The 26136-nt window shown below is 74.3% G+C and carries 25 protein-coding genes; 16 read left to right on the forward strand and 9 right to left on the reverse strand.

Features of this window, described 5'->3' with window-relative positions:
- Positions 1–56: 56 nt before the first annotated feature.
- The 8 genes from rapZ (at position 57) to BLT72_RS05510 (ending at position 7036) form a co-directional block, all read left to right on the forward strand.
- A complete protein-coding gene (gene rapZ / locus BLT72_RS05475) occupies positions 57–923 on the forward strand; it encodes an RNase adapter RapZ (RefSeq protein ID WP_197677323.1) in 867 nt (288 codons plus the stop codon).
- Positions 920–1906, forward strand: a complete 987-nt coding sequence (locus tag BLT72_RS05480) for a gluconeogenesis factor YvcK family protein (protein WP_091410885.1) — start codon at positions 920–922, stop codon at positions 1904–1906. The genes rapZ and BLT72_RS05480 overlap by 4 nt, the downstream gene beginning before the upstream one ends.
- A 72-nt stretch (positions 1907–1978) precedes the next feature.
- Positions 1979–2965 carry a DNA-binding protein WhiA gene (whiA, locus tag BLT72_RS05485; protein ID WP_091410887.1) on the forward strand — a complete coding sequence of 329 codons (987 nt, stop codon included), beginning with the start codon at positions 1979–1981 and terminating at the stop codon, positions 2963–2965.
- 154 nt (positions 2966–3119) lie between these two features.
- Positions 3120–4124 (forward strand): type I glyceraldehyde-3-phosphate dehydrogenase, encoded by a 1005-nt coding sequence (gap, locus tag BLT72_RS05490; RefSeq protein ID WP_091410890.1) that lies wholly within the window; start codon positions 3120–3122, stop codon positions 4122–4124.
- 103 nt (positions 4125–4227) lie between these two features.
- Positions 4228–5436, forward strand: a complete 1209-nt coding sequence (locus BLT72_RS05495) for a phosphoglycerate kinase (protein ID WP_091410897.1) — start codon at positions 4228–4230, stop codon at positions 5434–5436.
- 5 nt (positions 5437–5441) lie between these two features.
- Positions 5442–6230 (forward strand): triose-phosphate isomerase, encoded by a 789-nt coding sequence (tpiA, locus tag BLT72_RS05500; protein WP_091416789.1) that lies wholly within the window; start codon positions 5442–5444, stop codon positions 6228–6230.
- A gap of 91 nt (positions 6231–6321) precedes the next feature.
- Positions 6322–6567, forward strand: a complete 246-nt coding sequence (gene secG, locus BLT72_RS05505) for a preprotein translocase subunit SecG (RefSeq protein WP_197677324.1) — start codon at positions 6322–6324, stop codon at positions 6565–6567.
- A gap of 109 nt (positions 6568–6676) precedes the next feature.
- Positions 6677–7036, forward strand: coding sequence for an RNA polymerase-binding protein RbpA (locus BLT72_RS05510; RefSeq protein ID WP_091410900.1), 360 nt, complete (start codon positions 6677–6679; stop codon positions 7034–7036).
- Positions 7037–7126: 90 nt separating this feature from the next.
- Here the strand turns inward: BLT72_RS05510 and pgl are convergent, their stop codons facing one another.
- From pgl to tkt, 3 genes are all read right to left on the reverse strand, one after another.
- Positions 7127–7882 carry a 6-phosphogluconolactonase gene (pgl, locus tag BLT72_RS05515; RefSeq protein ID WP_091410902.1) on the reverse strand — a complete coding sequence of 252 codons (756 nt, stop codon included), beginning with the start codon at positions 7880–7882 and terminating at the stop codon, positions 7127–7129.
- 75 nt (positions 7883–7957) lie between these two features.
- Entirely contained in the window at positions 7958–9121 is a 1164-nt protein-coding gene (tal, locus tag BLT72_RS05520; protein ID WP_091410904.1) for a transaldolase, read from the reverse strand.
- Positions 9122–9168: 47 nt separating this feature from the next.
- The gene (gene tkt, locus BLT72_RS05525; protein WP_091410906.1) at positions 9169–11367 is read right to left on the reverse strand and encodes a transketolase; all 2199 of its coding nucleotides are present in this window, start codon (positions 11365–11367) and stop codon (positions 9169–9171) included.
- Between the two features lie 259 nt (positions 11368–11626).
- Between tkt and BLT72_RS05530 the strand changes: the two genes are divergently transcribed.
- The 5 genes from BLT72_RS05530 to araA all read left to right on the forward strand — a co-directional run bounded on the left by BLT72_RS05530 (position 11627) and on the right by araA (position 16592).
- Positions 11627–12610, forward strand: a complete 984-nt coding sequence (locus tag BLT72_RS05530) for a heme o synthase (RefSeq protein ID WP_231930361.1) — start codon at positions 11627–11629, stop codon at positions 12608–12610.
- A 22-nt stretch (positions 12611–12632) separates the two neighbouring features.
- Positions 12633–13157 (forward strand): 2'-5' RNA ligase family protein, encoded by a 525-nt coding sequence (locus BLT72_RS05535; RefSeq protein ID WP_091410908.1) that lies wholly within the window; start codon positions 12633–12635, stop codon positions 13155–13157.
- Positions 13158–13198: 41 nt separating this feature from the next.
- On the forward strand, positions 13199–14254 hold the full coding sequence (locus BLT72_RS05540) for a LacI family DNA-binding transcriptional regulator (RefSeq protein WP_091410911.1): 1056 nt from the start codon (positions 13199–13201) through the stop codon (positions 14252–14254).
- A 138-nt stretch (positions 14255–14392) separates the two neighbouring features.
- Positions 14393–15043 (forward strand): L-ribulose-5-phosphate 4-epimerase, encoded by a 651-nt coding sequence (locus BLT72_RS05545; protein WP_197677325.1) that lies wholly within the window; start codon positions 14393–14395, stop codon positions 15041–15043.
- Between the two features lie 49 nt (positions 15044–15092).
- Positions 15093–16592 (forward strand): L-arabinose isomerase, encoded by a 1500-nt coding sequence (gene araA, locus BLT72_RS05550; RefSeq protein ID WP_091410917.1) that lies wholly within the window; start codon positions 15093–15095, stop codon positions 16590–16592.
- Here the strand turns inward: araA and BLT72_RS05555 are convergent.
- Together BLT72_RS05555 and BLT72_RS05560 are read right to left on the reverse strand one after the other, a co-directional pair.
- Complete coding sequence (locus BLT72_RS05555) at positions 16568–17572, reverse strand: epimerase (protein WP_091410919.1); 1005 nt, start codon at positions 17570–17572, stop codon at positions 16568–16570. The two genes, araA and BLT72_RS05555, sit on opposite strands and share 25 nt — an antisense overlap.
- Entirely contained in the window at positions 17569–18861 is a 1293-nt protein-coding gene (locus BLT72_RS05560) for a serpin family protein (RefSeq protein ID WP_157720306.1), read from the reverse strand. The genes BLT72_RS05555 and BLT72_RS05560 overlap by 4 nt, the downstream gene beginning before the upstream one ends.
- A gap of 311 nt (positions 18862–19172) precedes the next feature.
- Here BLT72_RS05560 and BLT72_RS05565 point away from each other — a divergent pair, with 311 nt between their 5' ends.
- Complete coding sequence (locus BLT72_RS05565) at positions 19173–20513, forward strand: reverse transcriptase family protein (RefSeq protein ID WP_157720307.1); 1341 nt, start codon at positions 19173–19175, stop codon at positions 20511–20513.
- A 10-nt stretch (positions 20514–20523) separates the two neighbouring features.
- Here the strand turns inward: BLT72_RS05565 and BLT72_RS05570 are convergent, their stop codons facing one another.
- Entirely contained in the window at positions 20524–20847 is a 324-nt protein-coding gene (locus BLT72_RS05570; RefSeq protein WP_091416797.1) for a DMT family transporter, read from the reverse strand.
- 156 nt (positions 20848–21003) lie between these two features.
- On the opposite strand from BLT72_RS05570, the gene BLT72_RS05575 reads away from it, so the two are divergent.
- Positions 21004–21834, forward strand: a complete 831-nt coding sequence (locus BLT72_RS05575; RefSeq protein WP_091410926.1) for an alpha/beta fold hydrolase — start codon at positions 21004–21006, stop codon at positions 21832–21834.
- A gap of 18 nt (positions 21835–21852) precedes the next feature.
- Here BLT72_RS05575 and BLT72_RS05580 read toward each other — a convergent pair whose 3' ends face one another.
- Together BLT72_RS05580 and BLT72_RS05585 are read right to left on the reverse strand one after the other, a co-directional pair.
- Positions 21853–23223, reverse strand: a complete 1371-nt coding sequence (locus BLT72_RS05580) for a flotillin family protein (protein ID WP_091410929.1) — start codon at positions 23221–23223, stop codon at positions 21853–21855.
- A 117-nt stretch (positions 23224–23340) separates the two neighbouring features.
- Positions 23341–23856, reverse strand: coding sequence for a hypothetical protein (locus BLT72_RS05585; protein WP_091410931.1), 516 nt, complete (start codon positions 23854–23856; stop codon positions 23341–23343).
- 520 nt (positions 23857–24376) lie between these two features.
- Here BLT72_RS05585 and BLT72_RS05590 point away from each other — a divergent pair.
- Positions 24377–25468 carry a fatty acid desaturase family protein gene (locus BLT72_RS05590; protein ID WP_091410933.1) on the forward strand — a complete coding sequence of 364 codons (1092 nt, stop codon included), beginning with the start codon at positions 24377–24379 and terminating at the stop codon, positions 25466–25468.
- A gap of 33 nt (positions 25469–25501) precedes the next feature.
- Here BLT72_RS05590 and BLT72_RS05595 read toward each other — a convergent pair whose 3' ends face one another.
- Positions 25502–26068: a histidine phosphatase family protein gene (locus BLT72_RS05595; protein ID WP_197677209.1), complete on the reverse strand. Its 567-nt coding sequence runs from the start codon at positions 26066–26068 to the stop codon at positions 25502–25504.
- Positions 26069–26136: the final 68 nt, after the last annotated feature.

Below are 26136 nucleotides of genomic sequence, written 5' to 3' on the forward strand. Positions count from 1 at the left end.
ACGAGCCTGCGGTGGCCGTGGAGCGCACGGCGTCCGGGGCCGCGGGGGCGACCCCGGTGGCCGGCCCCGCGCCGCTCCGGCTGGTCGTCGTCACCGGCATGTCCGGCGCCGGACGGTCCACCGCCGCCGACAACCTCGAGGACCTCGGCTGGTACGTCGTCGACAACCTGCCGCCGAACGTGCTGCCGGAGGTCTGCAACCAGGCCCGGCAGAACGGCATCGCCCGGCTCGCCGTCGTCCTCGACGTCCGCACCCGCTCCTTCTTCGACCAGCTGCCGACGATGTTCGCCGACCTCAGCGGCGGCGGAACGCTGCCGGAGATCCTCTTCCTCGAGGCGGCCGACGACATCATCGTCCGCCGCCAGGAGTCGGTGCGCCGCCCGCACCCGCTGCAGGGCGACGGCCGGCTGCTCGACGGCATCACCCGCGAGCGCGACCTGCTGGCCACCCTGCGCGCCGCGGCCGACCTGGTGATCGACACCTCGTCGCTCAACGTGCACCAGCTGGGCTCGCGCGTGCGCAGCGCCTACGGCGGCGACGAGCAGGACCAGCTCCGGGTCACCCTCCTCTCGTTCGGCTTCAAGAACGGCGTGCCGGTCGACGCCGACATGGTCGTCGACGTCCGCTTCCTGCCCAACCCGCACTGGGTGCCGGAGCTGCGGCCGCAGACCGGGCTCAGCCGCCCGGTCAGCGACTACGTGCTGGGCCAGGAGGGGGCGACGCCGTTCCTGGAGCACCTGCAGGAGCTCCTCGACGTCGTCGCGGTCGGCTACGTGCGCGAGGGCAAGCGGTTCGCGACCATCGCCATCGGCTGCACCGGCGGCAAGCACCGCAGCACCTCGATGGCCGAGGAGTTCGCCCGCCGGCTGCGGGCCGCCGGCCGCCCCACCACCGTCCTGCACCGGGACCTGGGCCGCGAATGAGCCTCGTCCCCGCGCCGACGGCCGGGCGGCCGGGTCCTCCCGGGTCGACGCTGCCCGCCGTCGTGGCGTTCGGCGGCGGGCACGGGCTCTCGGCCTCGCTGAGCGCGCTGCGGCGGGTCACGGACCGGCTGACGGCGGTGGTCACGGTGGCCGACGACGGCGGCTCCTCGGGCCGGCTGCGGGCCGAGCTGAACTGCCTCCCGCCGGGTGACCTGCGGATGGCGCTGGCGGCGCTCTGCGGGGACGACCCCTCCGGGCGGACCTGGGCCGACGTGCTGCAGTACCGCTTCGCGAGCTCCGGTCCGCTGCGGGACCACGCCATCGGGAACCTGCTGATCGCCGGCCTCTGGGAACGGCTGGGCGACCCCGTGGCCGGTCTCGACATGGTGGCCGGGCTGCTCGGCGCCAAGGGCCGGGTGCTGCCGATGGCCGCCGTGCCGCTGCAGATCGTCGCCGACGTGATCGGGCTCGACCCGGCGCGGCCGGACGAGGTCTCGAGCATCCGGGGTCAGGCGGCGGTGGCCAGGACGACCGCCGAGGTGTGCGCCGTCCACCTGGAGCCGGCGGACCCGCCCGCCTGCCCCGAGTCGGTCGCCTCGGTCCGCGCTGCCGACTGGGCGGTGCTGGGCCCCGGCTCGTGGTTCACGTCGGTGATCCCGCACCTGCTGGTGCCGGAGCTGGCGCGGGCCGTCGAGCAGACGGCCGCCCGGCGCATCCTGACGCTCAACCTGGAACCGGCGGGGGAGACCGCCGGGTTCTCCCCGGCCAAGCACATCGAGCTGCTCGCCGAGCACGCGCCGAACCTCCGGCTGGACGTGGTGCTGGCCGACGCCAGCTTCGCCGCGGACGACCCGCACCTGGGCCGGTGGGCCCGCTCGCTGGGCGCCGACCTGGTGGTCGCCGACCTCGCCGCCCGCGACGGCTCACCGCGGCACGACACCCTCCGGCTGGCCTCGGCCTACGCGGAGATCATGGGGGTCTGACGGCGTCCGCGGCCCGTCCCGGTGGGCCCGCGGCTGACCGGGGGACCGGCGGGGCCGTGGCAAGATGACCCAATGGCTATGACCGCGCAGGTGAAGGCGGAGCTGGCGACCATCAAGGTCACCAAGCCCTGCTGCCGCAAGTCCGAGGTCGCAGCGACGTTGAGATTCGCCGGGGGGCTCCACATCGTCAGCGGCCGCATCGTGATCGAGGCGGAGCTGGACACCGGCGCCGCAGCCCGCCGGCTGCGGACCGACATCAGCGAGGTCTTCGGCCACCCGAGCGAGATGGTCGTCGTCAACGGCTCCGGCATCCGGCGCGGCACCCGCTACGTGGTCCGGGTGGTCAAGGACGGCGACGCCCTCGCCCGGCAGACCGGCCTGGTCGACTCCCGGGGCCGCCCCGCCCGCGGGCTGCCCGCGCAGGTGGTCAGCGGTGGGCTGTGCGACTGCGTCGCCGCCTGGCGCGGGGCCTTCCTGGCGCACGGCTCGCTCACCGAGCCCGGCCGCTCGATGGCCCTCGAGGTGACCTGCCCCGGCCCGGAGGCCGCCCTGGCCCTGGTCGGCGCCGCTCGCCGGCTGGGCATCTCCGCCAAGGCGCGGGAGGTGCGGGCCGTCGACCGGGTGGTCATCCGCGACGGCGACGCCATCGGCGCGCTGCTCACCCGGCTGGGTGCCCACGAGTCGCTGATGGCGTGGGAGGAGCGGCGGATGCGCCGCGAGGTGCGGGCCTCGGCCAACCGGCTCGCGAACTTCGACGACGCGAACCTGCGCCGCTCGGCCCGAGCGGCCGTCGCCGCCGGAGCCCGCGTCGAGCGCGCCCTGGAGATCCTCGGCGACGACGTGCCCGACCACCTCAAGGCCGCCGGGCTGCTGCGCGTGCAGAACAAGCAGGCGAGCCTGGAGGAGCTGGGTCAGCTGCACCAACCGCAGCTCACCAAGGACGCCGTGGCCGGCCGGATCCGCCGGCTGCTCGCCACCGCGGACAAGCGCGCCGTCGAGCTGGGCATCCCCTCCACCGAGGCGAACCTCAGCGCGGACATGCTCGAGGACGTCGAGTGAGCTCCCGCCCGACCGCCGTTACGACCAGGTAACACCACTCCGGCGCTGGTATCAGACCAGTTGGTCTCCGGTCGTGTCCGCGCTCCGGCCGGCCCGTTAGGGTGGCAAGTGCTCCGATCGCGGGGCTCGTCTCATCCTCGAGGAGAACGCATTCATGACCGTTCGTGTGGGTATCAACGGCTTCGGCCGCATCGGCCGCAACTTCTTCCGGGCCGTCCAGGCCTCCGGTGCCGACGTCGAGGTGGTGGCCTTCAACGACCTCGGCTCCGACGACACCCAGGCGCACCTGCTCAAGTACGACTCGATCCTCGGTCGCCTCGGCCAGCCGGTCTCGGTCGTCGACGGCGGCATCCAGGTGGGCGACAAGGTCATCAAGTCCTACGCCGAGAAGGACCCGTCCGCGCTGCCGTGGGGCGAGATCGGCGCCGACGTGGTCATCGAGTCCACCGGCTTCTTCACCGACGGCACCAAGGCCAAGGCCCACCTCGACGGCGGCGCCAAGAAGGTCATCATCTCCGCGCCGGCCAAGAACGACGACTTCACCGTCGTCATGGGCGTCAACGACGGGGACTACGACCCGGCCGCGCACCACATCATCTCGAACGCCTCGTGCACCACCAACTGCCTGGCGCCGATGGCCAAGGTCCTCAACGACGAGTTCGGCATCGTCAAGGGCCTGATGACCACCATCCACGCCTACACCCAGGACCAGAACCTGCAGGACGGCCCGCACGCCGACCTCCGTCGCGCCCGCGGTGCTGCCATCAACATCGTCCCGACCTCCACCGGTGCCGCCAAGGCGATCGGCCTCGTGCTGCCCGAGCTCAAGGGCAAGCTGGACGGCTACGCGCTGCGCGTCCCGGTGCCGACCGGCTCCGCCACCGACCTGACCTTCGAGGCCGGCCGCGAGACCTCCGTCGAGGAGGTCAACGCCGCCGTCAAGGCCGCGGCCGAGAGCTACCTCAAGGGCTACCTGCTCTACACCGAGGACCCGATCGTCTCCTCCGACATCGTGACCGACCCGCACTCCTGCATCTTCGACTCCGGCCTGACCAAGGTCATCGGGAACCAGGTGAAGGTCGTCGGCTGGTACGACAACGAGTGGGGCTACTCCAACCGCCTCGTCGACCTGGTGAAGCTGGTCGGCAGCTCGCTCTGAGCCGCTGACCCGCGCACGACCTCCGTCCCCTGAGCCTGTCGAGGGCACCCCTCGACGGGCTCAGGGCACGCCCGCCCGTCCCAGGACCATCCAGGAGATCCTCATGAAGTCCATCGCCGACCTCGGTGACCTGCGCGGCCAGCGCGTGCTCGTCCGCTGCGACCTCAACGTCCCGCTGGACGGGACCACGATCACCGACGACGGCCGGATCCGTGCTTCGGTGCCGACCCTGACGACGCTGCGGGACGCCGGGGCCAAGGTCGTGGTGCTGGCCCACCTCGGCCGGCCCAAGGGCGAGGTGAACCCGAAGTACTCCCTGGCGCCCGCCGCGGCCCGGCTGGGCGAGCTGCTCGGCTCCGAGGTCCGGCTGGCCACCGACGTCGTCGGCGAGTCCGCCCGGACCACCGTGGCCGCGCTGGCCGACGGCGAGGTCGCGATGCTGGAGAACGTCCGCTACGAGCCGGGCGAGGAGTCCAAGGACGAGGCCGTCCGCGGCGCGCTCGCCGACCGCTACGCCGAGCTCGGCGACGTCTTCGTCTCCGACGGCTTCGGGGTGGTGCACCGGAAGCAGGCGTCGGTCTACGACCTCGCGTCCCGGCTGCCCAGCGCCGCCGGCGGGCTCGTCGAGGCCGAGGTCACCGTGCTGCAGCGGCTGACCGAGGAGCCCCAGCGGCCCTACGTCGTGGTGCTCGGCGGGGCCAAGGTGTCCGACAAGCTCGCCGTGATCGCCAACCTGCTCAAGACCGCGGACACCCTCGTGGTCGGCGGCGGCATGGTGTTCACCTTCCTGGCCGCCCAGGGCCACGAGGTGGGCAAGTCCCTGCTGGAGACCGACCAGCTCGACGTCGTCAAGGGCTACCTCGACGAGGCCGCGGCCACCGGCAAGCAGATCCTGCTGCCGACCGACATCGTCGTGGCGCCGGACTTCAAGGCCGACGCCCCGCCCACCGTCGTCGCCGCCGACGCCATCCCCGCCGACCAGCTGGGCCTGGACATCGGGCCGGAGTCGTCGCGGGCCTTCGCCGCCGTCATCGCGCAGGCCAGGACCGTGTTCTGGAACGGGCCCATGGGCGTTGCCGAGTGGGAGGCCTTCGCCGGTGGCACCCGGGCCGTCGCCCAGGCGCTGACCGAGGTGCACGGGCTGTCCGTGGTCGGCGGTGGGGACTCCGCGGCCGCCGTGCGCGACCTCGGCTTCGCCGACGACGCGTTCGGCCACATCTCCACCGGCGGCGGCGCCAGCCTGGAGTACCTGGAGGGCAAGACCCTGCCGGGGCTCGCCGTGCTCGACACCACCGACGCCAGGAAGGCGTGAACCCCATGACCCGCAAGCCCCTGATGGCCGGCAACTGGAAGATGAACCTCACCCACGTCGAGGCGACGGGACTGGTCCAGAAGCTGGCCTGGACGCTCAGCGACAAGCGCTGGGACCCGGAGCGCTCCGAGGTGGTCGTGCTGCCGCCGTTCACCGACCTGCGCACCGTGCAGACCCTCGTCGAGGGCGACCGGCTGAAGATCGGCTACGGCGCCCAGGACGTCTCGGCCCACGTCAAGGGCGCCTACACCGGCGAGGTGTCGGTGGAGATGCTCGCGAAGCTCAACTGCGGCTACGTGACCGTCGGGCACTCCGAGCGTCGTGAGTATCACCACGAGAGCGACGCCCTGGTCAACGCCAAGACCCTGCGCGCCCTCAGCGGCGGTGTGACCCCGATCGTCTGCGTGGGCGAGGGGCTCGACGTCCGGCAGGAGGGGGAGCAGGTGCCCCACTGCCTGGCCCAGGTGCGCGCCGCGCTGACCGACGTGTCGCCCGAGCAGGTGGCCGGGCTGGTCATCGCCTACGAGCCCGTCTGGGCGATCGGCACCGGCGAGGTGGCCACCCCGGCGGACGCCCAGGAGGTCTGCGGCGCGATCCGGACGCTGATCGGCGAGCTGCACACCCCCGAGGCCGCCGAGTCGGTCCGCGTGCTCTACGGCGGTTCGGTGAAGTCGGGCAGTGTGGCCGCCATCATGGCCCAGCCCGACGTCGACGGCTGCCTGGTCGGCGGGGCCAGCCTGCAGGTCGACGAGTTCGCGGCCATCGCGCGCTTCTACGACCTGCCCGCCGTCTGAGCGCTCCCCGTCCGCGAGGTCCGGCGTCGCCGCGCCCGGGTCCACTTCCCGCTCTGTGAGTTAGGCTACAACCGTGTTTTCCGTCCCCATGATGACCGTGCCGATCATGATCTTCTCGATCGTGCTGGTGGTCACCAGCGTCGTCCTCGCCCTGTTCGTGCTCATGCACAAGGGTCGTGGCGGTGGCCTCTCCGACCTGTTCGGCGGCGGCATCTCGTCGTCGATGGGCGGCTCGTCGGTGGCGGAGCGGAACCTCGACCGGTTGACCATCATCATCGCGGTCGTCTGGCTCGCGGCCATCGTGGCCCTGGGCCTGCTCTACAAGATCAGCGGCTGACGCCGGCGCGGCGGGGGGCTGCCGCGTCCGACGGCACGACAGCACGACCCGGCGACGTGGCAGCCGGGGCAGGGCTCACAGGGAGCAGCAGGACAGCGAGGGGGTTGACGTGGCTGGTGGTGGCAGCGCCATCCGGGGGAGCCGGGTCGGGGCGGGACCGATGGGGGAGGCCGAGCGGGGCGACACCGCTCCTCGGCTCTACATCTCCTACTTCTGCGCGCGGGGGCACGAGACGCGTCCGGCGTTCGCCGTGGAGGCCACGGTGCCGGAGACGTGGGACTGCCCGCGCTGCGGGCTGACCGCGAACCGGGACTCCCTGAACCCGCCGCCGCCCACCAAGATCGAGCCCTACAAGACGCACCTCGCGTACGTCAAGGAGCGGCGCAGCGACGCCGAGGCGGCCGACATCCTGAGCGAGGCGCTGCAGGCGCTCCGGGACCGCCGCGCGCGCGGCGACGTCATCTACTGACGCCTGAGCTCGACCTCTGCGGCCTGAGCTCGTCGAAGGCCCGGTCGGCGAGCTCAGGGGCCGTGCGCCCAGAGCGGAGGGAGCGCGGGCTCAGAAGCGCCCGCGCTGCGCGAGGTCCGGGGGCAGCCGCCCGGCGGCGGCGTGGTCCAGCAGCCAGAGGGTGCGGGAGCGCCCGTGCGCGCCCGCGCCGGGCACCTGCACCGGCCCGGCCCCCTGCAGGGCCAAGGCGGTCGCGTCGGCCTTGTCCTCGCCGCTCACGAGGAACCAGACCTCCGCCGAGGCGTTGATGACCTCCAGCGTCAGGCTGATCCGGTCGGGCGGGGGCTTCGGTGCGTTGCGGACGGCGACGACCCGCCCCTCGGCGTGCGACGACGGGTGCTCGGGGAACAGCGACGCCACGTGGCCGTCGGGTCCCAGGCCCAGCAGGCAGACGTCGAAGCGGGTGCCGCCCAGCTCCGACGCGTAACCCGCCGCGGCGTCGTCGAGGCCGGCGCCGCCGTCGGGGGCCGGCATCGGGTGGACGCGCTCGGCGGCGAGCCCGAGGGGCCGCAGCAGCTCCAGCACGGGGGCGTCGTTGCGGTCGTCGTCCCCGGCGGGCACGAACCGCTCGTCCCCCCACCACAGCTCGACACGGCCCCAGTCGACCGCCGACGAGCGGCCCTCCGCGGCCAGCCGACCGTAGGCCCTGGTGGCGATCCGGCCCCCGGTCAGGCAGACCTGGGGGACGCGACCGCCGCCCTGGAGCTCGGTGATCCGCGCCAGCAGCCGGGCGGCCAGCGCCTCGGCCACGGCGTCCGCGTCGGCGTGCAGCAGGATCTCCGGGGCGGGGACGTCGGGCTGGGTCATGCGGACCTCCGGGAGGGGTGGGGACAGGGGTGCGGGCCGCCACCGGGGAGTGCCCCGGTGACGGCCCGCCTGGTCCTACTGCGAGTCGTGCGTGACGTCCGGGTCGGCCGACTGGCCGGGGCTGGACTTGCCCTGGTCGGCGTCGCGGAGCGCCGTCTGCACCGTCTCGACCAGCTCGCTCCAGGACTTGTCGAACTTCTCGAGGCCCTCGCGCTCGAGGACGGCGACGACGTCGTCGAAGTCGACGCCCACGGCGGTCAGCCGGTCGATGACCTGCTGCGCGTCGGGCCCGGTCCCGCTCACCTTGTCGCCCTGCAGCTCGCCGTGGTCGGCGAAGGCCTGCATCGTCTTCTCGGGCATGGTGTTGACGGTGCCCGCGACGACGAGCTCGCTGACGTAGAGGGTGTCGGGCAGGTCCGGGTCCTTGACGCCGGTCGAGGCCCAGAGCGGCCGCTGCCGGTTGGCCCCCTGGGCCTCCAGCGCCGTCCAGCGCTCGGAGGAGAACTGCTCCTCGTACAGGGCATAGGCGAGCCGCGCGTTGGCCAGCGCCGCCTGGCTCTTCAGCGCCTTCGCCTCGTCGGTGCCGACGGCGTCGAGACGCTTGTCGACCTCGCTGTCCACCCGGGAGACGAAGAACGAGGCCACGGAGTGGATCTGGCCGAGGTCGTGGCCGTTGGCCGCAGCCTGCTCCAGGCCCGAGAAGTAGGCGTCGATGACGCCCCGGTAGCGCTCGAGCGCGAAGATCAGCGTGACGTTGACGCTGATGCCCTCGGCGATCGAGCGGGTGATCGCCGGGAGTCCTTCGACGGTGGCCGGGATCTTGATCAGGACGTTCGGCCGGTCCACGATCTTGAACAGGTCCGCGGCCTCGGCGACCGTGCCGTCGGTGTCCTTGGCCAGCCCCGGCTCCACCTCGATGGAGACGCGGCCGTCGTAGCCCTTCGACGACGCGTAGACGTCGCTGAACACGTCGCAGGCGTGCCGGACGTCGTCGGTGGTCAGCGCCTTGATGGCGTCCTCGACGCTGGAGTCGACGGCGGCGAGCTCGCGCATCTGCTCGTCGTACTGCTCGCCCTTGGCCAGGGCCGAGGCGAAGATCGTCGGGTTGGTGGTGACGCCCACCACCGACGACGTCGCGGCCAGGTCGGCCAGGTTTCCGGTCTTGAGCCGCTCGCGCGACAGGTCGTCGAGCCAGATGGACACGCCCGCGTCGGCGAGCTGCTTCAGTCGGTCACTCATGGGGTCCTCCTCGGAGGAGAGTTGGTGCGGGGCTGGGCCGGGTGGGCTCAGCTGACATCGGCGCCGGCGTCGGGCTCCTGGTCGCCGGTCGTCTTCGGACCGCTCGCGGCGGCGTGGGTGGGGGCGGCGTCGGACTTCGCAGCCTCGAGGCTCTCCCGGGCGGCGGCGGCGACGGTGTCCCCGCTGAAGCCGAACTCCTCGAACAGCTTGGCGCCCGAGGCGCTGGCGCCGTAGTGGTCGATGCTGACGACCCGGCCGGCGTCGCCGACGATGTCGCGCCAGCCCAGGGCCACCCCGGCCTCGACGCTCACCCGGGCCTTGACGGTCGGCGGGATCACGCTGTCGCGGTAGTCCCGGTCCTGCTCGTCGAACCACTCGCGGCACGGCATGGACACCACGCGGGCCGCGATGCCCTCGGCCGCCAGCGTCGCGCGGGCGGCCACGGCGTACTGGACCTCGGACCCGGTGCCGATCAGCACCACGTCCGGGGTGCCGCCCTCGGCGTCGAGGAGCACGTACGCGCCCTTCGCCACCCCGGAGGTGTCGGCGTACCCGTCGGTGCCGCGCGGCACGATCGGCAGGTTCTGCCGGCTGAGGATGAGACCCGCGGGCCGGTCCCCGTTCCTGAGGATCTGCGCCCAGGCCGCGGAGGTCTCGTTGGCGTCGGCGGGCCGGACCACGTCCAGGCCCGGGATCGCCCGGAGCGCGGCGACGTGCTCGACCGGCTGGTGCGTCGGGCCGTCCTCGCCGAGGCCGATGGAGTCGTGGGTCCAGACGTAGGTGACCGGCACCCGCATCAGGGCCGACAGCCGGACGGCGCCCCGCATGTAGTCGGAGAAGGTGAGGAAGGTGCCGCCGTAGGGACGCGTCCCGCCGTGCACCTTGATGCCGTTCATGATGGCGCCCATGGCGTGCTCCCGGATGCCGAAGTGCAGCACCCGGCCGTACGGGCCGCCCGAGAACGCCTTGGTCTGGCGGTCGGTGGGCAGGAAGCTCGGCTCGCCCTCGGGCGTCGTGTTGTTCGACTCGGCGAGGTCGGCCGACCCGCCCCACAGCTCGGGCATGACCGGGGCCAGCGCGGTGAGCACCTTCCCGGAGGCGGCGCGGGTGGCGATGCCCTTGGGGTCGGCGTCCCAGCTGGGCAGCGCGTCCTCCCAGCCCGGGCTCAGCTCGTCGGCGACGAAGCGGTCGTAGAGGGCCTTGGCGTCGGGGTTGGCCTCGGCCCACCCCTGGAAGGACTCCTCCCACACGGCCTGCGCCTGCGCGCCGCGGTCCCGCAGCCCGCGGGTGTGCGCGATCACCTCGTCGGAGACCTCGAAGGTCTGCTCCGGGTCGAACCCGAGCAGCTCCTTGGTGGCCTTGATCTCGTCGTCGCCGAGCGCCGAGCCGTGGGCCTTGCCGGTGCCCTGCTTCTTCGGGGCCGGCCAGCCGATGATCGTCCGCAGGCTGATGAAGCTGGGCCGGTCGGTCACGCCCCGGGCGGTCTCCAGCGCGTCCGACAGCGTCTTGAGGTTCTCCTCGTACTGCGTCTCGCCGTTGGTCCAGTCGATCGTCTGGACGTGCCAGCCGTAGGCCTCGTAGCGGGCGGCGACGTCCTCGGTGAGGGCGATGTTCGTGTCGTCCTCGATGGAGATCCGGTTGTTGTCGTAGATCAGCGTCAGGTTGTCGAGCCGCTGCGTGCCGGCCAGCGACGACGCCTCGGAGCTGATGCCCTCCTCGATGTCGCCGTCGGAGGCCAGGACGTAGATGTGGTGGTCGAACGGCGAGGTGCCGGGCGCGGCGTCCGGGTCCAGCAGGCCCCGCTCGCGGCGGGCGGCCATGGCCATCCCGACGGCGTTGGCGATGCCCTGGCCCAGCGGGCCGGTGGTGATCTCGACCCCGGTGGTGTGGCCGTACTCCGGGTGCCCCGGAGTGCGGGAGCCCCAGGTGCGCAGCGCCTTGAGGTCGTCGAGCTCGAGGCCGAAGCCGCCCAGGTAGAGCTGGATGTAGAGCGTCAGGCTGGAGTGGCCGCAGGAGAGGACGAAGCGGTCGCGCCCGGGCCAGTGGGCCTCGGCGGGGTTGTGCCGCATCTCCTTCTGGAACAGCAGGTAGGCGACCGGGGCCAGGCTCATCGCCGTCCCGGGGTGACCGTTCCCGACCTTCTGCACGGCGTCGGCGGCGAGCAGGCGGACCGTGTCGACGGCCTTGGAGTCCAGATCGGTCCAGCCTTCGGGGACGACGGCGGTGGAGGCGGAGGTGTCGGTCACAGGGGTGTGGTCCTTCCGAGCTGCGCTGACGGCTTCTCCGTCGGCCTGATCGTTCTCGACCTTATCGGGGACGCCCCGGCGGCGGTACGGGTCCCCCGGCGCCCGGACGGCGCGTGACCTTCACCACCCGGACCGCGCCGGCGCCGTGGCCGGGCCCGCGGGGAGCGCCGGCGGGCTGGAGTTCCCGGGGGCGCGCCGTAGACTCAGCCGGGTGCGTCCCGGACGGGGAGCCGGAGCCGACTGCGAGTGAAGAGGGCGAGTGACGAGCATCGACGTGGGCCGGGCCGCGGCCGAGGACCGCAGCGCGACCGACCTCGCCGCCCGACCCGCGGACGGGGGCCACGACGGCCGGACGGCCAGCCTGCGCGACGTGCTCGGCGCCTACGTCGGCCTCACCAAGCCCCGCATCATCGAGCTGCTGCTCGTCACCACCGTGCCGGCCATGTTCCTGGCCGCCGGCGGGGTCCCGCCGCTGCTGCTGGTCCTCAACACCATGCTCGGCGGCTGCCTGGCCGCAGCCAGCGCCAACGTCGTCAACTGCGTGCTGGACCGCGACATCGACGAGCAGATGCGCCGGACCCGCCGCCGCCCGCTGCCCCGGCACGCCGTCGGGCCGGGCGCCGCCGCCGTGTTCGGCGCGGTGCTGGGGGTCGCCGCCACCCTGTACCTCGGCTTCTTCGTCAACTGGCTGTCCGCCGGGCTGGCGCTGGCGGCCAACGCCTTCTACGTCGTCGTCTACACGCTGCTGCTCAAGCGGCGGACCTCCCAGAACATCGTCTGGGGCGGGATCGCCGGCTGCTTCCCCCCGTTGATCGGCTGGACCGCGGTCACCGGCTCGGTCGCCTTGGCGCCGTTCGTGCTGTTCGCCATCGTCTTCTTCTGGACGCCGCCGCACACCTGGGCGCTGGCCTTCCGCTACCGCGAGGACTACGCGGCCGCCAAGGTGCCGATGCTGCCGGTGGTCGCCCCGGCACCCGCCGTCGCGGCCCGCATCCTCGCCTACTCCGTGGTCACGGTGGCCGTGTCGCTCGCGCTGTGGCCGGTGGCCGGCACCGGGTGGCTGTACCCGACCGTCGCCGCGGTCACCGGCGTGGCCCTGCTCTGGGAGTCCCTCCAGCTGCTGCTCCGGGCGCGCCGCGGGCTGACCGACGCCGCGCTGCGACCCATGCGGCTGTTCCACTGGAGCAACTCCTACCTCGCCCTCGTGTTCGTCGCCGCCGCGGTCGACCCGCTGCTGCGCTGACCTCTCCACGTCGAGCGCCCGGGTGACCCAGTCCGTCGAGCTCACCCTCGACGACGGCACCGACCGCGCCGTCCGCGCGCTCTGGGCGCAGCTGGCCGAGGCCGGGCTGCCCACCGAGCAGCGACCGACCCCGATCCCCAGCCACCGCCCGCACGTCACGCTCGTCGCGGCCCACCACCTCGACCCCGGGGCCGACGCCGCGCTGCCCGGGCTGCTCGCCGGGCTGGACCTGTCGCTGCGGGTCGGCGGCCTGCTCGTCTTCGGGCCGCGGCGGGGGAGCGTGGTGCTCGCCCGCCAGGTCGTGGTCGACCGGGCCCTGCTGGACCTGCAGGGTGCCGTGGCCACCCTCTGCGGGGCCGACCCGGCGGGCCACTTCGGTCCCGGCCGCTGGACGCCCCACCTCACGCTGGCCCGCCGGGTCCCCGTCGCGCAGCTCTCCGCGGTGGTGCAGGCGCTGGGCGACCTGCCCGAGCTGGCCGGGGCCAGCCGACGCTGCCGTCGCTGGGACAGCGAGCAGCGGACCACCTGGGAGCTGACCGGCCGCTGAGCGCGCCGGCCCGGACCGGGCCGGGGGCTAGGCTGCGCGGCATGTCCCCCGACGACCCCGCTGCGGGTGCCGCCGGCCGGGCGCCCGGCATGCTGGACGTGGCCCGGCTGGCCGGGGTCTCCCACCAGACCGTCTCGCGGGTCCTCAACGACCACCCGAGCGTGCGCCCCGAGACCCGCGCCCGGGTCGAGACCGCGATCCGCGAGCTGGGCTACCGCCGCAACTCCGCCGCCCGCGCGCTCGCCACCCGGCGCAGCAGCACCGTCGGGCTGCTCACCGCCACCTCCAGCCGCAGCGGTCCGGTGTCCACGCTCGTCGCCGTCGAGCAGGCCTCCCGCGCCGCCGGCCTGTGGGTGAGCGTGGCCAGCCTCAGCGTCTACGACCCGGCGTCGGTGCGGTCGGCCCTCGACCACTTCCTCGACCAGGGCGTCGACGGCATCGTCGTCATCGCCCCCGTCGAGGAGGCCGTGCAGGTGGCGTCCGCCGTCGCGGTCGACGTGCCGATGGTCATCGTCGCCCCGCGGGTGGAGGCCGGCAGCCGGGCGCTGGCCGTGGCCGTCGACCAGCGGCAGGGGGCCCGCCTGGTGGTCCGGCACCTGGCCGGGCTGGGTCACGAGCGGATCGCCCACGTCGCCGGCCCCGTCGGCTGGCTGGACGCCATCGAGCGGGAGGGCGGCTGGCGCGAGGAGCTCGACGCCCTGGGGCTGGCGGCGCCGGACCTCGTGCGCGGGGACTGGACGGCGGCCAGCGGCTACGCGGCCGTCCGCGCCCTCGACCCGTCGGCGACGGCGGTCTTCGCCTCCAACGACCAGATGGCCCTGGGACTGGTCCGCGCGCTGGTCGAGCAGGGCCGCCGGGTGCCGGACGACGTCTCCGTGGCCGGCTTCGACGACATCGAGACGGCCGCGTTCGCGCTGCCCCCGCTGACCACGGTCCGCCAGGACTTCGCGGAGCTGGGACTGGCGGCCGTGCGCACGCTCGTGGGCCGGATGGCGGGGCAGCCGGCCCCGCCCGCGACGCTGGTCCAGCCCGCCCTGCAGGTCCGCTCCAGCACCGCCCCACCACCCCGCCGACCGCCCGGTGCCGGGGCGCGGTAGGTTGACCCTCGCGTGGTGTGAACGTTAACATCAGCGCCGACCGCCGCCGATCCCTCGCGGCGCCGCGACGAGAGGATGACCGACGATGCTCGATCAGGACCGGACCCGCGCATGAGCCTCACCCGTGAGATCGGCGCCGTGCTCGACGAGGTGCGGCGCGAGGTGGCGGCGCTGCACGCGGAGCTGCCCCGCAACGAGCTCGTCGTCTGGACCGCCGGCAACGTGTCGGCCCGGGTCCCCGGTCGCGACCTGCTGGTCATCAAGCCCTCCGGGGTGAGCTACGACGACCTGACGCCGGAGACGATGGTCGTCTGCGACCTCGAGGGCCGGCTGGTCGAGGGGGAGCGGGCCCCGTCGTCCGACACCGCGGCGCACGCCTACGTCTACGCGCACCTGCCCGAGGTGGGCGGCGTGGTGCACACCCACTCCACCTACGCGACGGCCTGGGCCTCGCGCGGGGAACCGATCCCGTGCGTGCTGACGATGATGGCCGACGAGTTCGGCGGCGAGATCCCGATCGGCCCCTTCGCCCTGATCGGCGACGACTCCATCGGCCAGGGCATCGTCGAGACCCTGCAGCACCACCGCTCGCGGGCCGTCCTCATGCAGAACCACGGCCCGTTCACCGTGGGCCGGACCGCCAAGGCCGCGGTCAAGGCCGCGGTGCTGTGCGAGGAGGTGGCCCGGACGGTCCACATCGCCCGTCAGCTCGGCGAGCCGTTGCCGATCGCGCAGGCCGACGTCGACCGGCTCTACGACCGCTACCAGAACGCCTACGGCCAGCGCTGAGCGCCGGCCGTCCTCTCCCACCACCCCGACCGAAGGATCACCGACGACCATGACCTCCGCACCCCGTGTCTGGTTCCTGACCGGCAGCCAGGGCCTCTACGGCCCCGAGACCGTCGCCCAGGTCGAGCAGCAGTCGCAGCAGATCGTCGAGCAGCTCAACGAGGGCGGTGACCTCGGCCTGCCGGTCGAGTGGCGGCCCGTGCTCACCGACTCCGGCTCGATCCACGCCACGGTGCTGGCCGCGAACGCCGACCCGGACGTCGTCGGGGTCATCGCCTGGATGCACACCTTCTCGCCCGCGAAGATGTGGATCACGGGGATGGACGCGCTGCGCACGCCCTTCCTGCACCTGCACACGCAGGCGAACGTGTCGCTGCCGTGGTCCGAGATCGACATGGACTTCATGAACCTCAACCAGGCCGCCCACGGCGACCGGGAGTTCGGCTACATCCAGACCCGGCTCGGGGTCGCCCGCAAGACCGTCGTCGGCCACGTCTCCGACCCGGCCGTCCGGGCCCGCGTCGCGGCCTGGCAGCGCGCCGCCGTCGGCCACGCCGCCATCCGCTCGCTCAAGCTGGCCCGTTTCGGCGACAACATGCGTGACGTCGCCGTCACCGAGGGCGACAAGGTGGAGGCCCAGCTGAGGTTCGGCGTCTCGGTCAACACCTACGGCGTCAACGACCTGGTCGAGGCCGTCGACGGGGCTCCCGAGTCCGCCGTCGACGACCTCGTCGCGCAGTACGCGGACCTCTACGACCTGGCCCCGGAGCTGGTCGTGGGCGGCGAGCGGCACGACTCCCTGCGCTACGGCGCCCGGATCGAGGCCGGCCTGCGCTCGTTCCTGACCGCCGGCGGTTTCGGCGCCTTCACGACGAACTTCGAGGACCTGGGCGGGCTGCGCCAGCTGCCCGGGCTGGCCGTCCAGCGGCTGATGGCCGACGGCTACGGCTTCGGCGGTGAGGGCGACTGGAAGACCTCGGTCATGCTGCACACGATCAAGGCGATGGGGGCGGGGCTGCCGCAGGGCACCTCCTTCATGGAGGACTACACCTACCACCTCGGCCCGGGCACCCCGAAGATCCTCGGCGCCCACATGCTCGAGGTCTGCCCCACCATCGCGGCGGGCCGGCCGCGCATCGAGATACACCCGCTGGGCATCGGTGGCCGTGAGGACCCGGTCCGCCTGGTGTTCGACGCGACGACCGGCCCGGCCGCGGTGGTCGGCATCTGCGACCTCGGCGACCGCTTCCGGCTGGTGCTCAACGAGGTCGACGTCGTCGACCCCGACGAGCCGCTGCCCAAGCTGCCCGTGGCCCGCGCCGTCTGGGAGCCCAAGCCGTCCCTGTCCACCTCGGCCGAGGCCTGGCTGATGGCGGGCGGGCCGCACCACACGGTGCTGTCGCAGTCCGTCGGCACCGAGGAGCTGACCGACTTCGCGCGGATGGTCGGGGTGGAGCTGCTGGTCATCGACGGAGCCACCACCAGCCGCGACTTCGGCAACGAGATCCGCTGGAACCAGGCCGCCTACCGGCTCGGGATGGGCTTCTGAGCAACTGAGCCGGGACCGACCAGGGCGCCCACCGCGGCGTCCAGGTCGGTCCAGGCGAAGCGGAACCCCGCCCCGAGGAGCGCGGCCGGGACCACCCAGCGGCTCTTCAGCAGCAGCTCGGACTCCTGGCGCAGCAGCCACATCCCCGGCTCCAGCAGCCAGCGGGGCACCGGCACGCCGACGGGCATCCGCACCGCCCGCCGCAGCGCCGCCATCAGGGACCGGTTCGTCCCCGCGACGGGGGCGGCCAGGTTGACCGGACCCGCCAGCTCGTCGTGGTCCTCGAGGAAGCGCAGGGCCGCGAGCAGGTCCTCGACGTGGATCCAGCTGAACCGCTGCTCCCCGTGGGTGCGACCGTGCGGGGGCGCCGGACCGGTGGGGTCCGGGCCGATCCCGCGGTAGCGGCGGTGCGGGAACCACGGGCCGTCCAGCTGGGGTCCGCCGAAGCCGGTGCGGGCCGCGCGGGCCAGCATCGTCAGCGCCGGGCCGTCGCCCAGCACGATGGCCATCCGCAGCGCCACCCGCCGGGTGCCCGGCAGGTCGCCCGCGAGGAGCACCCGCTCCCAGTTCCGGGCGACGTCGACGGAGAACCCCTCGCCGAGCTCCCCGTCGACCTCGGTCTGCGGCCGGTCCGTCGCGTGCCGGTAGATCGTCGCCGTGCTGGCGTTGAGCCAGAGCCGGGGTGGGGCCGCGGCGTCGCGGACGGCGCGGTGCAGGGCGGCGGTGGTGTCGACCCGGGAGTCGTAGATCGCGGCGCGGTTCCGGGCCGTGTAGCGGCAGCCGACGCTCCGGCCGGCGAGGTTGACCAGCAGCTCGGCGCCGTCGACCAGCGCGGCGAGGCGATCGGGCTGGTCCCACCGCGCGTCGGGCCCGTGCCGGCCGACCACGGCCACGGTGTACCCGCGCTCGGCCAGGTCGGCGCCCACCAGGGGGCCGAGGAACCCCGACGCCCCCGCGAGGACGGCCCGGCGCCCGCTCATGCGGCCCGCGCGGCCGGGTCGCCGACCTGGACGAGCAGCAGCGGCAGCGCGGTGGCGACGTCGTGCAGGCAGGCGAGGAAGGGCCGGTCGAGGGTCAGCTCCAGCTCGATGGACGGAGCGCTCACGGCGTCCATCGCGACCCCGGTGGCCGCGGCCGCCTCGAGGCCGTCCTCGTCCAGGGCCAGCCAGCCCTGGTGCCGGACCGCCCCGACGTGCAGCCGCTCGGAGCGGGTCATGCCGTCGAATTCGGCCAGGCCCGTCGCGAACGCGCGGCGCATCCCGAGACCTTCCAGCACCCCGACCAGGTCCAGCTCCGTGCGGAGCCGGACGGGCGGCATCCGCAGGGCGACGCCCCGGTCCGGCGCGGTGCGCAGCAGCCGGGTCAGCCCGCCGTCGCGCAGCCGCGCGCGGAGGTCGGCCAGCCCCCCGTCGGGCCGCACCACCGTCAGCGCCAGCTCCTGCCCGGCGAGGGGCACCCGGGCCGCCGCCCAGCCGTCGCCCGCCAGACCCTGCCCGGGCAGCGTCACCTGCATCGACGGCACCGTCCCGGTGCCGCCCGGGCCGGTGAAGTCCAGGGGCTCGGCGGGGCCGAAGCGCTCGTGCCAGGGGGCGCGGACGTACAGGGCGTTGGCCAGCACCATCCGGGTCTCGGGCTGGAGGGAGCCTCGCGGCATGAGCTCGGTGATCCGGTCGTGGGTCTGCTCGGCCACCCAGGCGTTGACGCTGCGCCGGGCCCCCTCGGGGTCGCCGCCGAGGTCGGTCGCACCGACGCCGGTGCCGTACCAGGCGGCCAGCGCCGCGAGGAACGCCGGCTCCCAGGTGGAGCCCTGCCGGCCCCACACCCGGTTGGCCGCGTCCAGCACCACGCTGGCCTCCTCCCCGTCCCCGTCCCGCCGACGGCCCGCGCGCGTGGCGAGCTCCTGGTCGAGGGTGCCGAGGCCGGCGTTCAGCCCGGCCAGGTCGGGCAGGTGCAGAGCCTCGTCCATCTCCCGGGCCGTCACCCCGGTGGCGCCGTTGCGGACCATCGCCAGGGCGACCAGCACCGACCACGGCGAGCAGACGACGTTGCCGTCGTCGGCGCCCACCACCCCGAGCAGGTCCGTCCCGAAGGCGCTGACCGCGTCGACGACGGCCGGCACCCGGGCCGGGTCGCCGGGGCGGCGTGCGACGTCGGCGGTGACCAGGCCGGCGTCGCCCCCGCAGCCGGTGACGGTGGCCAGCGCACCGAGACCCAGGAGCCCCAGCAGCGTGCGCCGCGGCACCAGCGCATCCGTGGTCTCGGGGGTCACGGCCTGAAGGCTAGGTGCGGGCGGAGCCGCCGGGCCAGGGCGCGACGCCGACCGACGCCCGACCGTGACCTGCGAGGAGGTGGCGGCCGGGCGGGGGTTGGGCCACCATGTGCCCGTGAGGTGGTGCCACCGGCGAGACACGGTCCGTCCGCGGACCGGCGCCCGAGGAACCCTCCGGTGACAGCACGTCGACCCTGCCGCAGGACCGCAGGTGCGCGTCTGCGCTCCGCGCAGCTCGGCACCCGCACCCGCCCGACCGGTCGCCCGGCACCACCTCACGCCCCGACGACGCCGCGGCCGCCGCGGTGCCGGTGAAGCGTCGGGACCCGACGGCGCACGTGGCCCGCGCGCTGGCCTGGAGCTTCCTGGCGGCGCCGGACTGGACCGAGGCCGCGCTCCGGCGGTCCGCCTGGGTGACCCTCGGCCGGCGGCACCGCTGGGTGTCGGCGCTCGCGGGCAGCGCCGTGGCGACCTACCGGACGGCGCCGCTCGGCCGGCCGCACGAGCTGGCGGGCCTGCTCGCCGGCTCGGCGGTGCTCACGACGGCCCTGCACCGGGCCGCCCGCCGGGGGACGCCCGTCCGGGTCCGGGTGCTCCCCACGACGCCCGCGGCCATGGGCCGGCGCCGGTGGCCGGTGCCCGAGGTCGACGACGGCCCGGCGCTGGCCCGGCTCCTGCAGGTCCCGGACGAGCAGCTGAGCTGGCTGGCCGACGTCCAGGGCCGGCAGCGCCGGACGCCCGCCGGCCCCCACCACCTCTACCGCTACCGGTGGGTGGCGCGGCCGGGCACGGTCCCGCGGCTGCTGGAGGCGCCGACGCCGCTGCTGCGGCACGTCCTGCGCCGGCTGCTCGACGAGGTGCTGGTCTGGGTGCCGGCGCACCCGGCGGCACACGGCTTCGTGCGCGGCCGCAGCGTGCTCAGCCACGCACGGCGGCACGTCGGCGCCGACCTCGTGCTGGGGCTGGACCTGCGGCACTTCTTCGCGGCCGTGACCGCCGCCCGGGTGGCGGGGCTCTGGACGCTGCTCGGCTACCCCGAGGGCGTGGTCACCCTGCTCACCGGGCTGACCACGCACCGCACGCCCGTCCACGTGCTCACCGCGATGCCCCCGGGCGGCGACGTGAGCGGCCGCCACCTGCTCCGGGCGCGGCTGCGCGCCGCGCACCTCCCGCAGGGCGCGGCCAGCTCGCCCGCGCTCGCCAACCTCGCCTGCTTCACCCTCGACCACCGGCTGTCCGGGTACGCCGCGGCCCTCGGGGCCACCTACAGCCGCTACGCCGACGACCTGACCTTCTCGGGCCCGCGTGACCTGCCCGCCGCCCGGCTGGTCCGGTCGGTGACGACCGTCGTCGCCGAGGAGGGTTTTGCGGTCAACCCGACGAAGACCCGGGTGCAGCGCTCCTCGGCCCGGCAGCAGGTCACCGGGCTGGTGGTGAACGCCGGTCTCGGCATCCCGCGCGAGGACGAGGACCGGCTCCGGGCCGTGCTCCACGACGCCGTCCGCCGCGGCCCGCAGGCGGCGAACCGGGACGGGGTCCCCGACTTCCGCGCCCACCTGGAGGGCCGGGTCGGCTGGGTGACCTCGGTCAACCCCGTCCGCGGGGCGCGGCTGCGCCGCCAGCTGGAGGCCGTCGTCTGGCCGCCGCGCTGAGCGCCGTCGGTCAGTGGCCGTCGCCGACCAGCTTCAGCCCGATGACGCAGCCGACCAGACCGAGGATCAGCAGCACCTTGACCAGGGTCACCGACTCGGCGCCGGTGAGCATGGCCCAGGCGACGGTGCACGCGGCACCGATGCCCACCCAGACGGCGTAGGCCGTCCCGGTCGGCAGGTCCCGCAGCGCGAACGCCAGGCCGGCCATGCTGGCCAGCAGGCTGACGGCGAAGACGAGGCTGGGCCCCAGCCGGCTGAAGCCCTCCGACCGGCCGAGCGCCGTGGCCCACACCGCCTCCAGCACCCCGGCCACCACGAGCACGACCCACGCCATGACGCCCACCTCCCGGACCGGTCCGTCGCGGTCCCGGCCTGCCTCGTCGCGTCCGGCGGCGTGCCGACGCCGTCCCCGGAGCCTAGCCGGGGGCGACGTCGCGCCGTCGCCGGCGGCTGCTGGTCGTGTCGGGGCCGGGGCCCCTAGGGTCCGGGCATGAGCACTGAGCACGAGGTGGACGGGCCGGACGGGTACCGGCTGCGGGTCCGGGACGCCGGCGGGCCGGACGGGGCGCCGGTGGTGCTGTGGCAGCACGGTTCGCCGCACAGCGGTGCCCTCGTGCCCCCGCTGGTGGAGGCCTGCGCGGCGGCGGGGCTGCGGCTGGTCTCCTACGCCCGTCCGGGCTACGGCGGGTCGACCGGGCGGCCGGGGCGGGACGTCGCCGCCGCGGCCGCCGACGTCACGGCCGTCCTCGACGCCCTGCGGGTCGAGCACGCCGGTGTCGTCGGCAGCTCCGGCGGCGGACCGCACAGCCTGGCCTGCGCCGCCCTGCTGCCGGACCGGGTGACGGCGGCGGTCTGCCTCGCCTCGCCGGCCCCGTACGACGGCACGGACGCCTGGTTCGCCGGGATGGCCTCCGACGACGCGCTGCGGGCCGCGGTCGAGGGCCGCGCCGCCCGGGTGGCGCTGGTGGGGCGGGAGGACTTCGATCCCGCCGTCTTCACGGCGACCGACTGGGCGGCCCTCGAGGGCCGCTGGGCGACCCTGGGCGCCGACGCCGGCGCCGCGGGGGAGGCGTGGCCGGACGGCCTGGTCGACGACGACGTCGCGCTGGTGACGCCGTGGGGCTTCCGCCCCGGCCAGGTCGAGGTGCCGGTGCTGCTCGTGCACGGCGGTGCGGACCGGATGATCCCGGTCGACCACGCCCACCGGCTGCTCGCGGCCTGTCCCCGGGCCGAGCTCTGGCTGCGGCCCCGGGACGGGCACGTCTCGGTGCTCGACGCCCTGCCGGTGGCCCTCGCCTGGCTCACGCCGCAGCTGCGCTGAGCCGGTCGCCGTGGCCGGTCAGCCGATCGGGCCCACCGGCTCCGCGTGCTGCCCGTCGACGGCCACCGCGACCGGGGCGAACGCCGCGGGGGACGACGGCGCGGTCGCCGCCGTCGGGGTCCGTCCGCCGGCGGAGACCCGGTCGACCAGCTGGCGCAGGTCGACGCCGGTCATCTTCTCGAGCATCGTCACGGTGTCGTTCACGTTGCCGGCGATGTTGCGGGACAGCTGGCCGGCGCCGTCGTTGGAGATCACCGTCAGGTCCTTGATGTTGGCGTAGGGCGCGGCCAGCTCACGGGCGATCTTGGGCAGCACGTCGACGAGCCGGTCGATGACGGCGGCGTCGTTGAACTGCTGGTAGGCCTCGGCCTTGGCCTGCACGGCGGCCGCCTCGGCCCGGCCGGCGGCCTCCAGCGACTCGGCCTCGGCCAGACCGTCGGCCCGCCGGGCCTCGGCCTCGGCGCGACGGCGGGCGAGCAGCGACGCGGCCTCCTGCTCGGCCTGGTACTTGGCGGCGTCGGCGGGGCGGCGGACCTCGGTGTCCAGCTGGCGCTCCTTGAGCTCCGCCTGCCGGACCGCGACCTGCTCCTCGCGCTGGATGATGGCCTGCCGCTGCTCGGCCTGGGCCAGCGGGCCCGCCGCGTCGGCGGCCGCCTGCCGGGCGTCGGTCGCCTCCTTGAGCTCGGCGCGCCGGATGGCCAGCCGTTGCTGGGCGATGGCGATGCCCTCGTCCGAGACGGCCTGCTTCTCCGCGGCCTCCTGCCGGGCGTTGGCCTCGGCGATCGCGGCGGCCTTCTCCACCTGGGCGCTCTCCGGCCGGCCCAGGTTGCGCAGGTAGTTGGTGTCGTCCTCGACGCTGGAGATCTGCAGGGTGTCGACGATCAGGCCCTGGTTGTTCAGCGACTCCAGCGCGACGTCCTGCACGGACTTCGCCAGGGCGGCGCGCTCGTGGATGATCTGCTCGACGGTCAGCGTGCCGACCACCGAGCGCAGCGAGCCGGCCAGGATGTCCTGGGTGTAGCGCTCGATCTGGTCCTGCTGCTGCAGGAACCGCTGGGCCGCGAGCCGGACGTTCTCCTCGTCGCCGCCCACCTTCACCTGCGCGACGCCCTGCAGGAGGAGCTTGATGCCGTTCTTCGAGATGCCCTCGACCGTCACCTGCACCGAGCGGGACGCCAGGCTCAGGGTGTAGGCCTTGTTGACGAACGGGTACACCACCGAGCGCGCGCCCACGACGACCTTCGACGGCTTGCTCGCGCTGCGGCCGGTGATGATCAGCGCCTCGTCCGGCCGTGCGGTCCGGTAGCTGCGCATCAGCACGACCAGCAGGATCAGGACGACGACGGCGATGGCGATGATGACGACGAGCGTGGCCGTGAGCTCGAGCATGGCGCTCCGTTCGGAGGGGGAGGGGCGGCCCACGGTAGTAGACCGCCGGTTCTCCGGCCGGTCGATCCGGCCGGTCGACCCGGCCGGTCGACGACGGGGCGGGGCGAGGACCGTGCGTCAGCGGGCCACCCAGCCGAAGAACTTCTTCGTCCCCGGCCCCCAGTCGATGACGTCCGGTCCCGTGACCTCGTAGGCGGCCCGCACGGCCACCCGCACCGCGGCCGGCTTCCCGATGCAGCTCCGCGGGACGGTGATGGTGACCTCCTGCGGGCCCCACACGTCGGAGGTCGCCCGGAAACCGTCGCAGTCGACGGGCTTCCCGGTGCTGGAGAAGCTCCCGACCCGCAGCAGCTGGAGGCCGTCGCTGTTGGGGTGGACCTCGGCCTTGTACTCGGGGCCGCTGTTGCCGGCGTCGGTGTCCAGCCAGAAGGTGACGTGGTCACCGACGCCGAAGGGCCCCACGTCGGCCACCACCCTCACCTTCGACTTCGTGTGGGCCACCTCGACGGTGGTGAGGTGGGCGCCCTTGTCGGTGAAGGTCCGGGTGTCGGCCCGGGCGGCGGGGGCCAGGGCGGCGGTGGTGGCGAGGCAGGCCGCGACGGCGGCGGCGGCGCGGGCGAGGTGGCGGTGCACGGGCTCTCCTGAGGACGACGACCGGGACGGTGACCCGGTTCTCCTCCCAGGAGCCTCCGGCCCTGCTGCTGATACCGGGGCCGGTGGAGGAGGCAACTGAGCCCGCGGAGCACAGGGCTCGACGCGGGCTCAGTCAGCGGGTGCGGCGGCAGGGATCCCCCGATCGTCGGTCGCCGTACGGCTCCGATCGTGTCACCGGCAGAGCCGGGTGCCCAGAGGCTCCACCGCATTGTCCACTATCGGACATGTCCTCAAGAGGACATCAGAACGGGTGCGGAAGCGCCCCGGAGGTGGTTGTCTTGGTCCTGAGAGGTCCGTGATCACCTGAACCCCCGAGCAGGCGAGCACGGACCTCTCGCCTGTCCTCCTCAGGGTACGGCCAGGCGCACGAGGCCGGTCCACCCCGGCCGGACCCCGGTCGGACCCCCGGCGCTGCGTCGCTCGCGGACTCCGTGGGTAGGTGGGACCACGAGCTGTTCAGCCGTGTGCAGCCTCCTGCCGAAGACCGGGGACTGCTGCCATGACCACCCTTCCCGCTGCCAACGCCGGGCCCCGGTCGCGAGACCGCGCCGCCTCCCGGTACGTCAGCGACTTCACCGAGCTCACCCGCCGGGTCCAGGCGGCCGGCCTGATGGGCCGGACCTACGGCTTCTACTGGACCTGCCTCGCTGCGGCCGCGGTGGCGCTCGGCTCGCTGGTCGCCGGCATGGTGCTGCTGGGCGACACCTGGCTGCAGCTGCTGCTCGCCGGCGCGCTCGGGATCGTGATGGCCCAGCTGGGCTTCCTCGGCCACGAGGCCTCGCACCGGCAGATCTTCCGCTCCGCCCGCTGGAACGACTGGACCGGCCGGGTGCTGTCGGGCCTGCTGGTGGGCATCAGCTACGGCTGGTGGATGCGCAAGCACACCCGGCACCACGCCGCCCCCAACCAGCTGGACAAGGACCCCGACATCGTCAGCGGGGTGGTCGCCTTCAGCGCCGAGGCCGCCGCGGCCCGGGGTCCGCTGGGGGAGTGGCTGGCCCGCCGGCAGGGCTGGTTCTACCTGCCGCTGCTGGCCCTCGAGGGCCTGAGCCTGCACGTCTCGTCGGTCCGCCACCTGCTGGACCCGAGCCCCGTCCGGCACCGCTGGGTCGAGATCCTCTTCGTCGGCGTCCGGCTCGTCGGCTACCCCGTCGCGGTGTTCCTGCTGCTGCCGCCGGGGATGGCGCTCGCCTTCATCGGCGTCCAGGTCGGCGTGTTCGGCTTCCTGCTGGGCGGCGCGTTCACCCCGAACCACGTGGCCATGCCGATCCTCGACCGCGGGGTGAAGGTCGACTTCCTCCGCCGCCAGGTGCTGATGTCCCGCAACATCGCGGGCGGTCCGTTCGTCCACTTCCTGATGGGCGGCCTGGCCCACCAGGTGGAGCACCACCTGTTCCCGGGGATGGCCCGGCCGAACCTGCGGCGGGCGGCGGTCCTCGTCCGGGCCCACTGCCGCGAGCACGGCATCGTCTACACCGAGACGACGCTGGTCGAGGCGTACCGGCACGTGCTGGGCTACCTCAACGAGGTCGGCCTCGAGGGCCGGGCGGAGACGTTCAGCTGCCCGCTGACCCAGGCCTACCGGGTCTGAGCGGCCCACCCGGATCTCCGGGGTCCGACCGGGTCAGCTGATCCGGACCCACCCGTGCCCCGCCGTCCAGCGCACCGGGTCGAAGGGGTACCAGCTGCCCTGGCCCGGCTGGTCGTGCCGGCGGTCGACGGGCACCCGCTCGAGGTCGCACCAGAGCAGGGTGCCGACGGCGCCGTGGGCGACGAAGCCGACGGCCTCGTCCCGGGTCGCCGTGTGCCGGCGGACCGCCCCGACGACCCGTCGCTGGGCGTGCCGGGCCGTCTCCCAGCCGCGGACGCTCTGCTCCGGTCGGGCGAAGAAGGCGTCGGCCACCCGCTCGAACTCCTCCGGGGGCAGGAAGCCCGTGGCGCTCCGGTCGTTCTCGCCCAGCTCGGCGTCGACGGTCCAGGCGAGCCCGTGGACGGCGGCGAGCACCTCCGCCGTCTCGCAGGCCTTGCGCTCGGCGCTGCTGACCAGGCGGTCCAGCCCGGCCACCCAGGGCAGGGCGGCCAGCCGCTCGGCCCGGGCCCGCCCGGCGCTCGAGAGCGACCAGGCCGTCACCTCCGTGCCGGGGTCGACGGCGACCTCCGGGTGGGTGATCAGGTAGCAGGGACCGGCCACGCCTCATCGTGGCACGGCCGCGGTACGGCCGTGGCAGGCCCGAGCCTGCGCCCCTCCACGGGGCGGGC

Source organism: Friedmanniella luteola (genome assembly GCF_900105065.1).
Lineage (GTDB): Bacteria > Actinomycetota > Actinomycetes > Propionibacteriales > Propionibacteriaceae > Microlunatus > Microlunatus luteolus.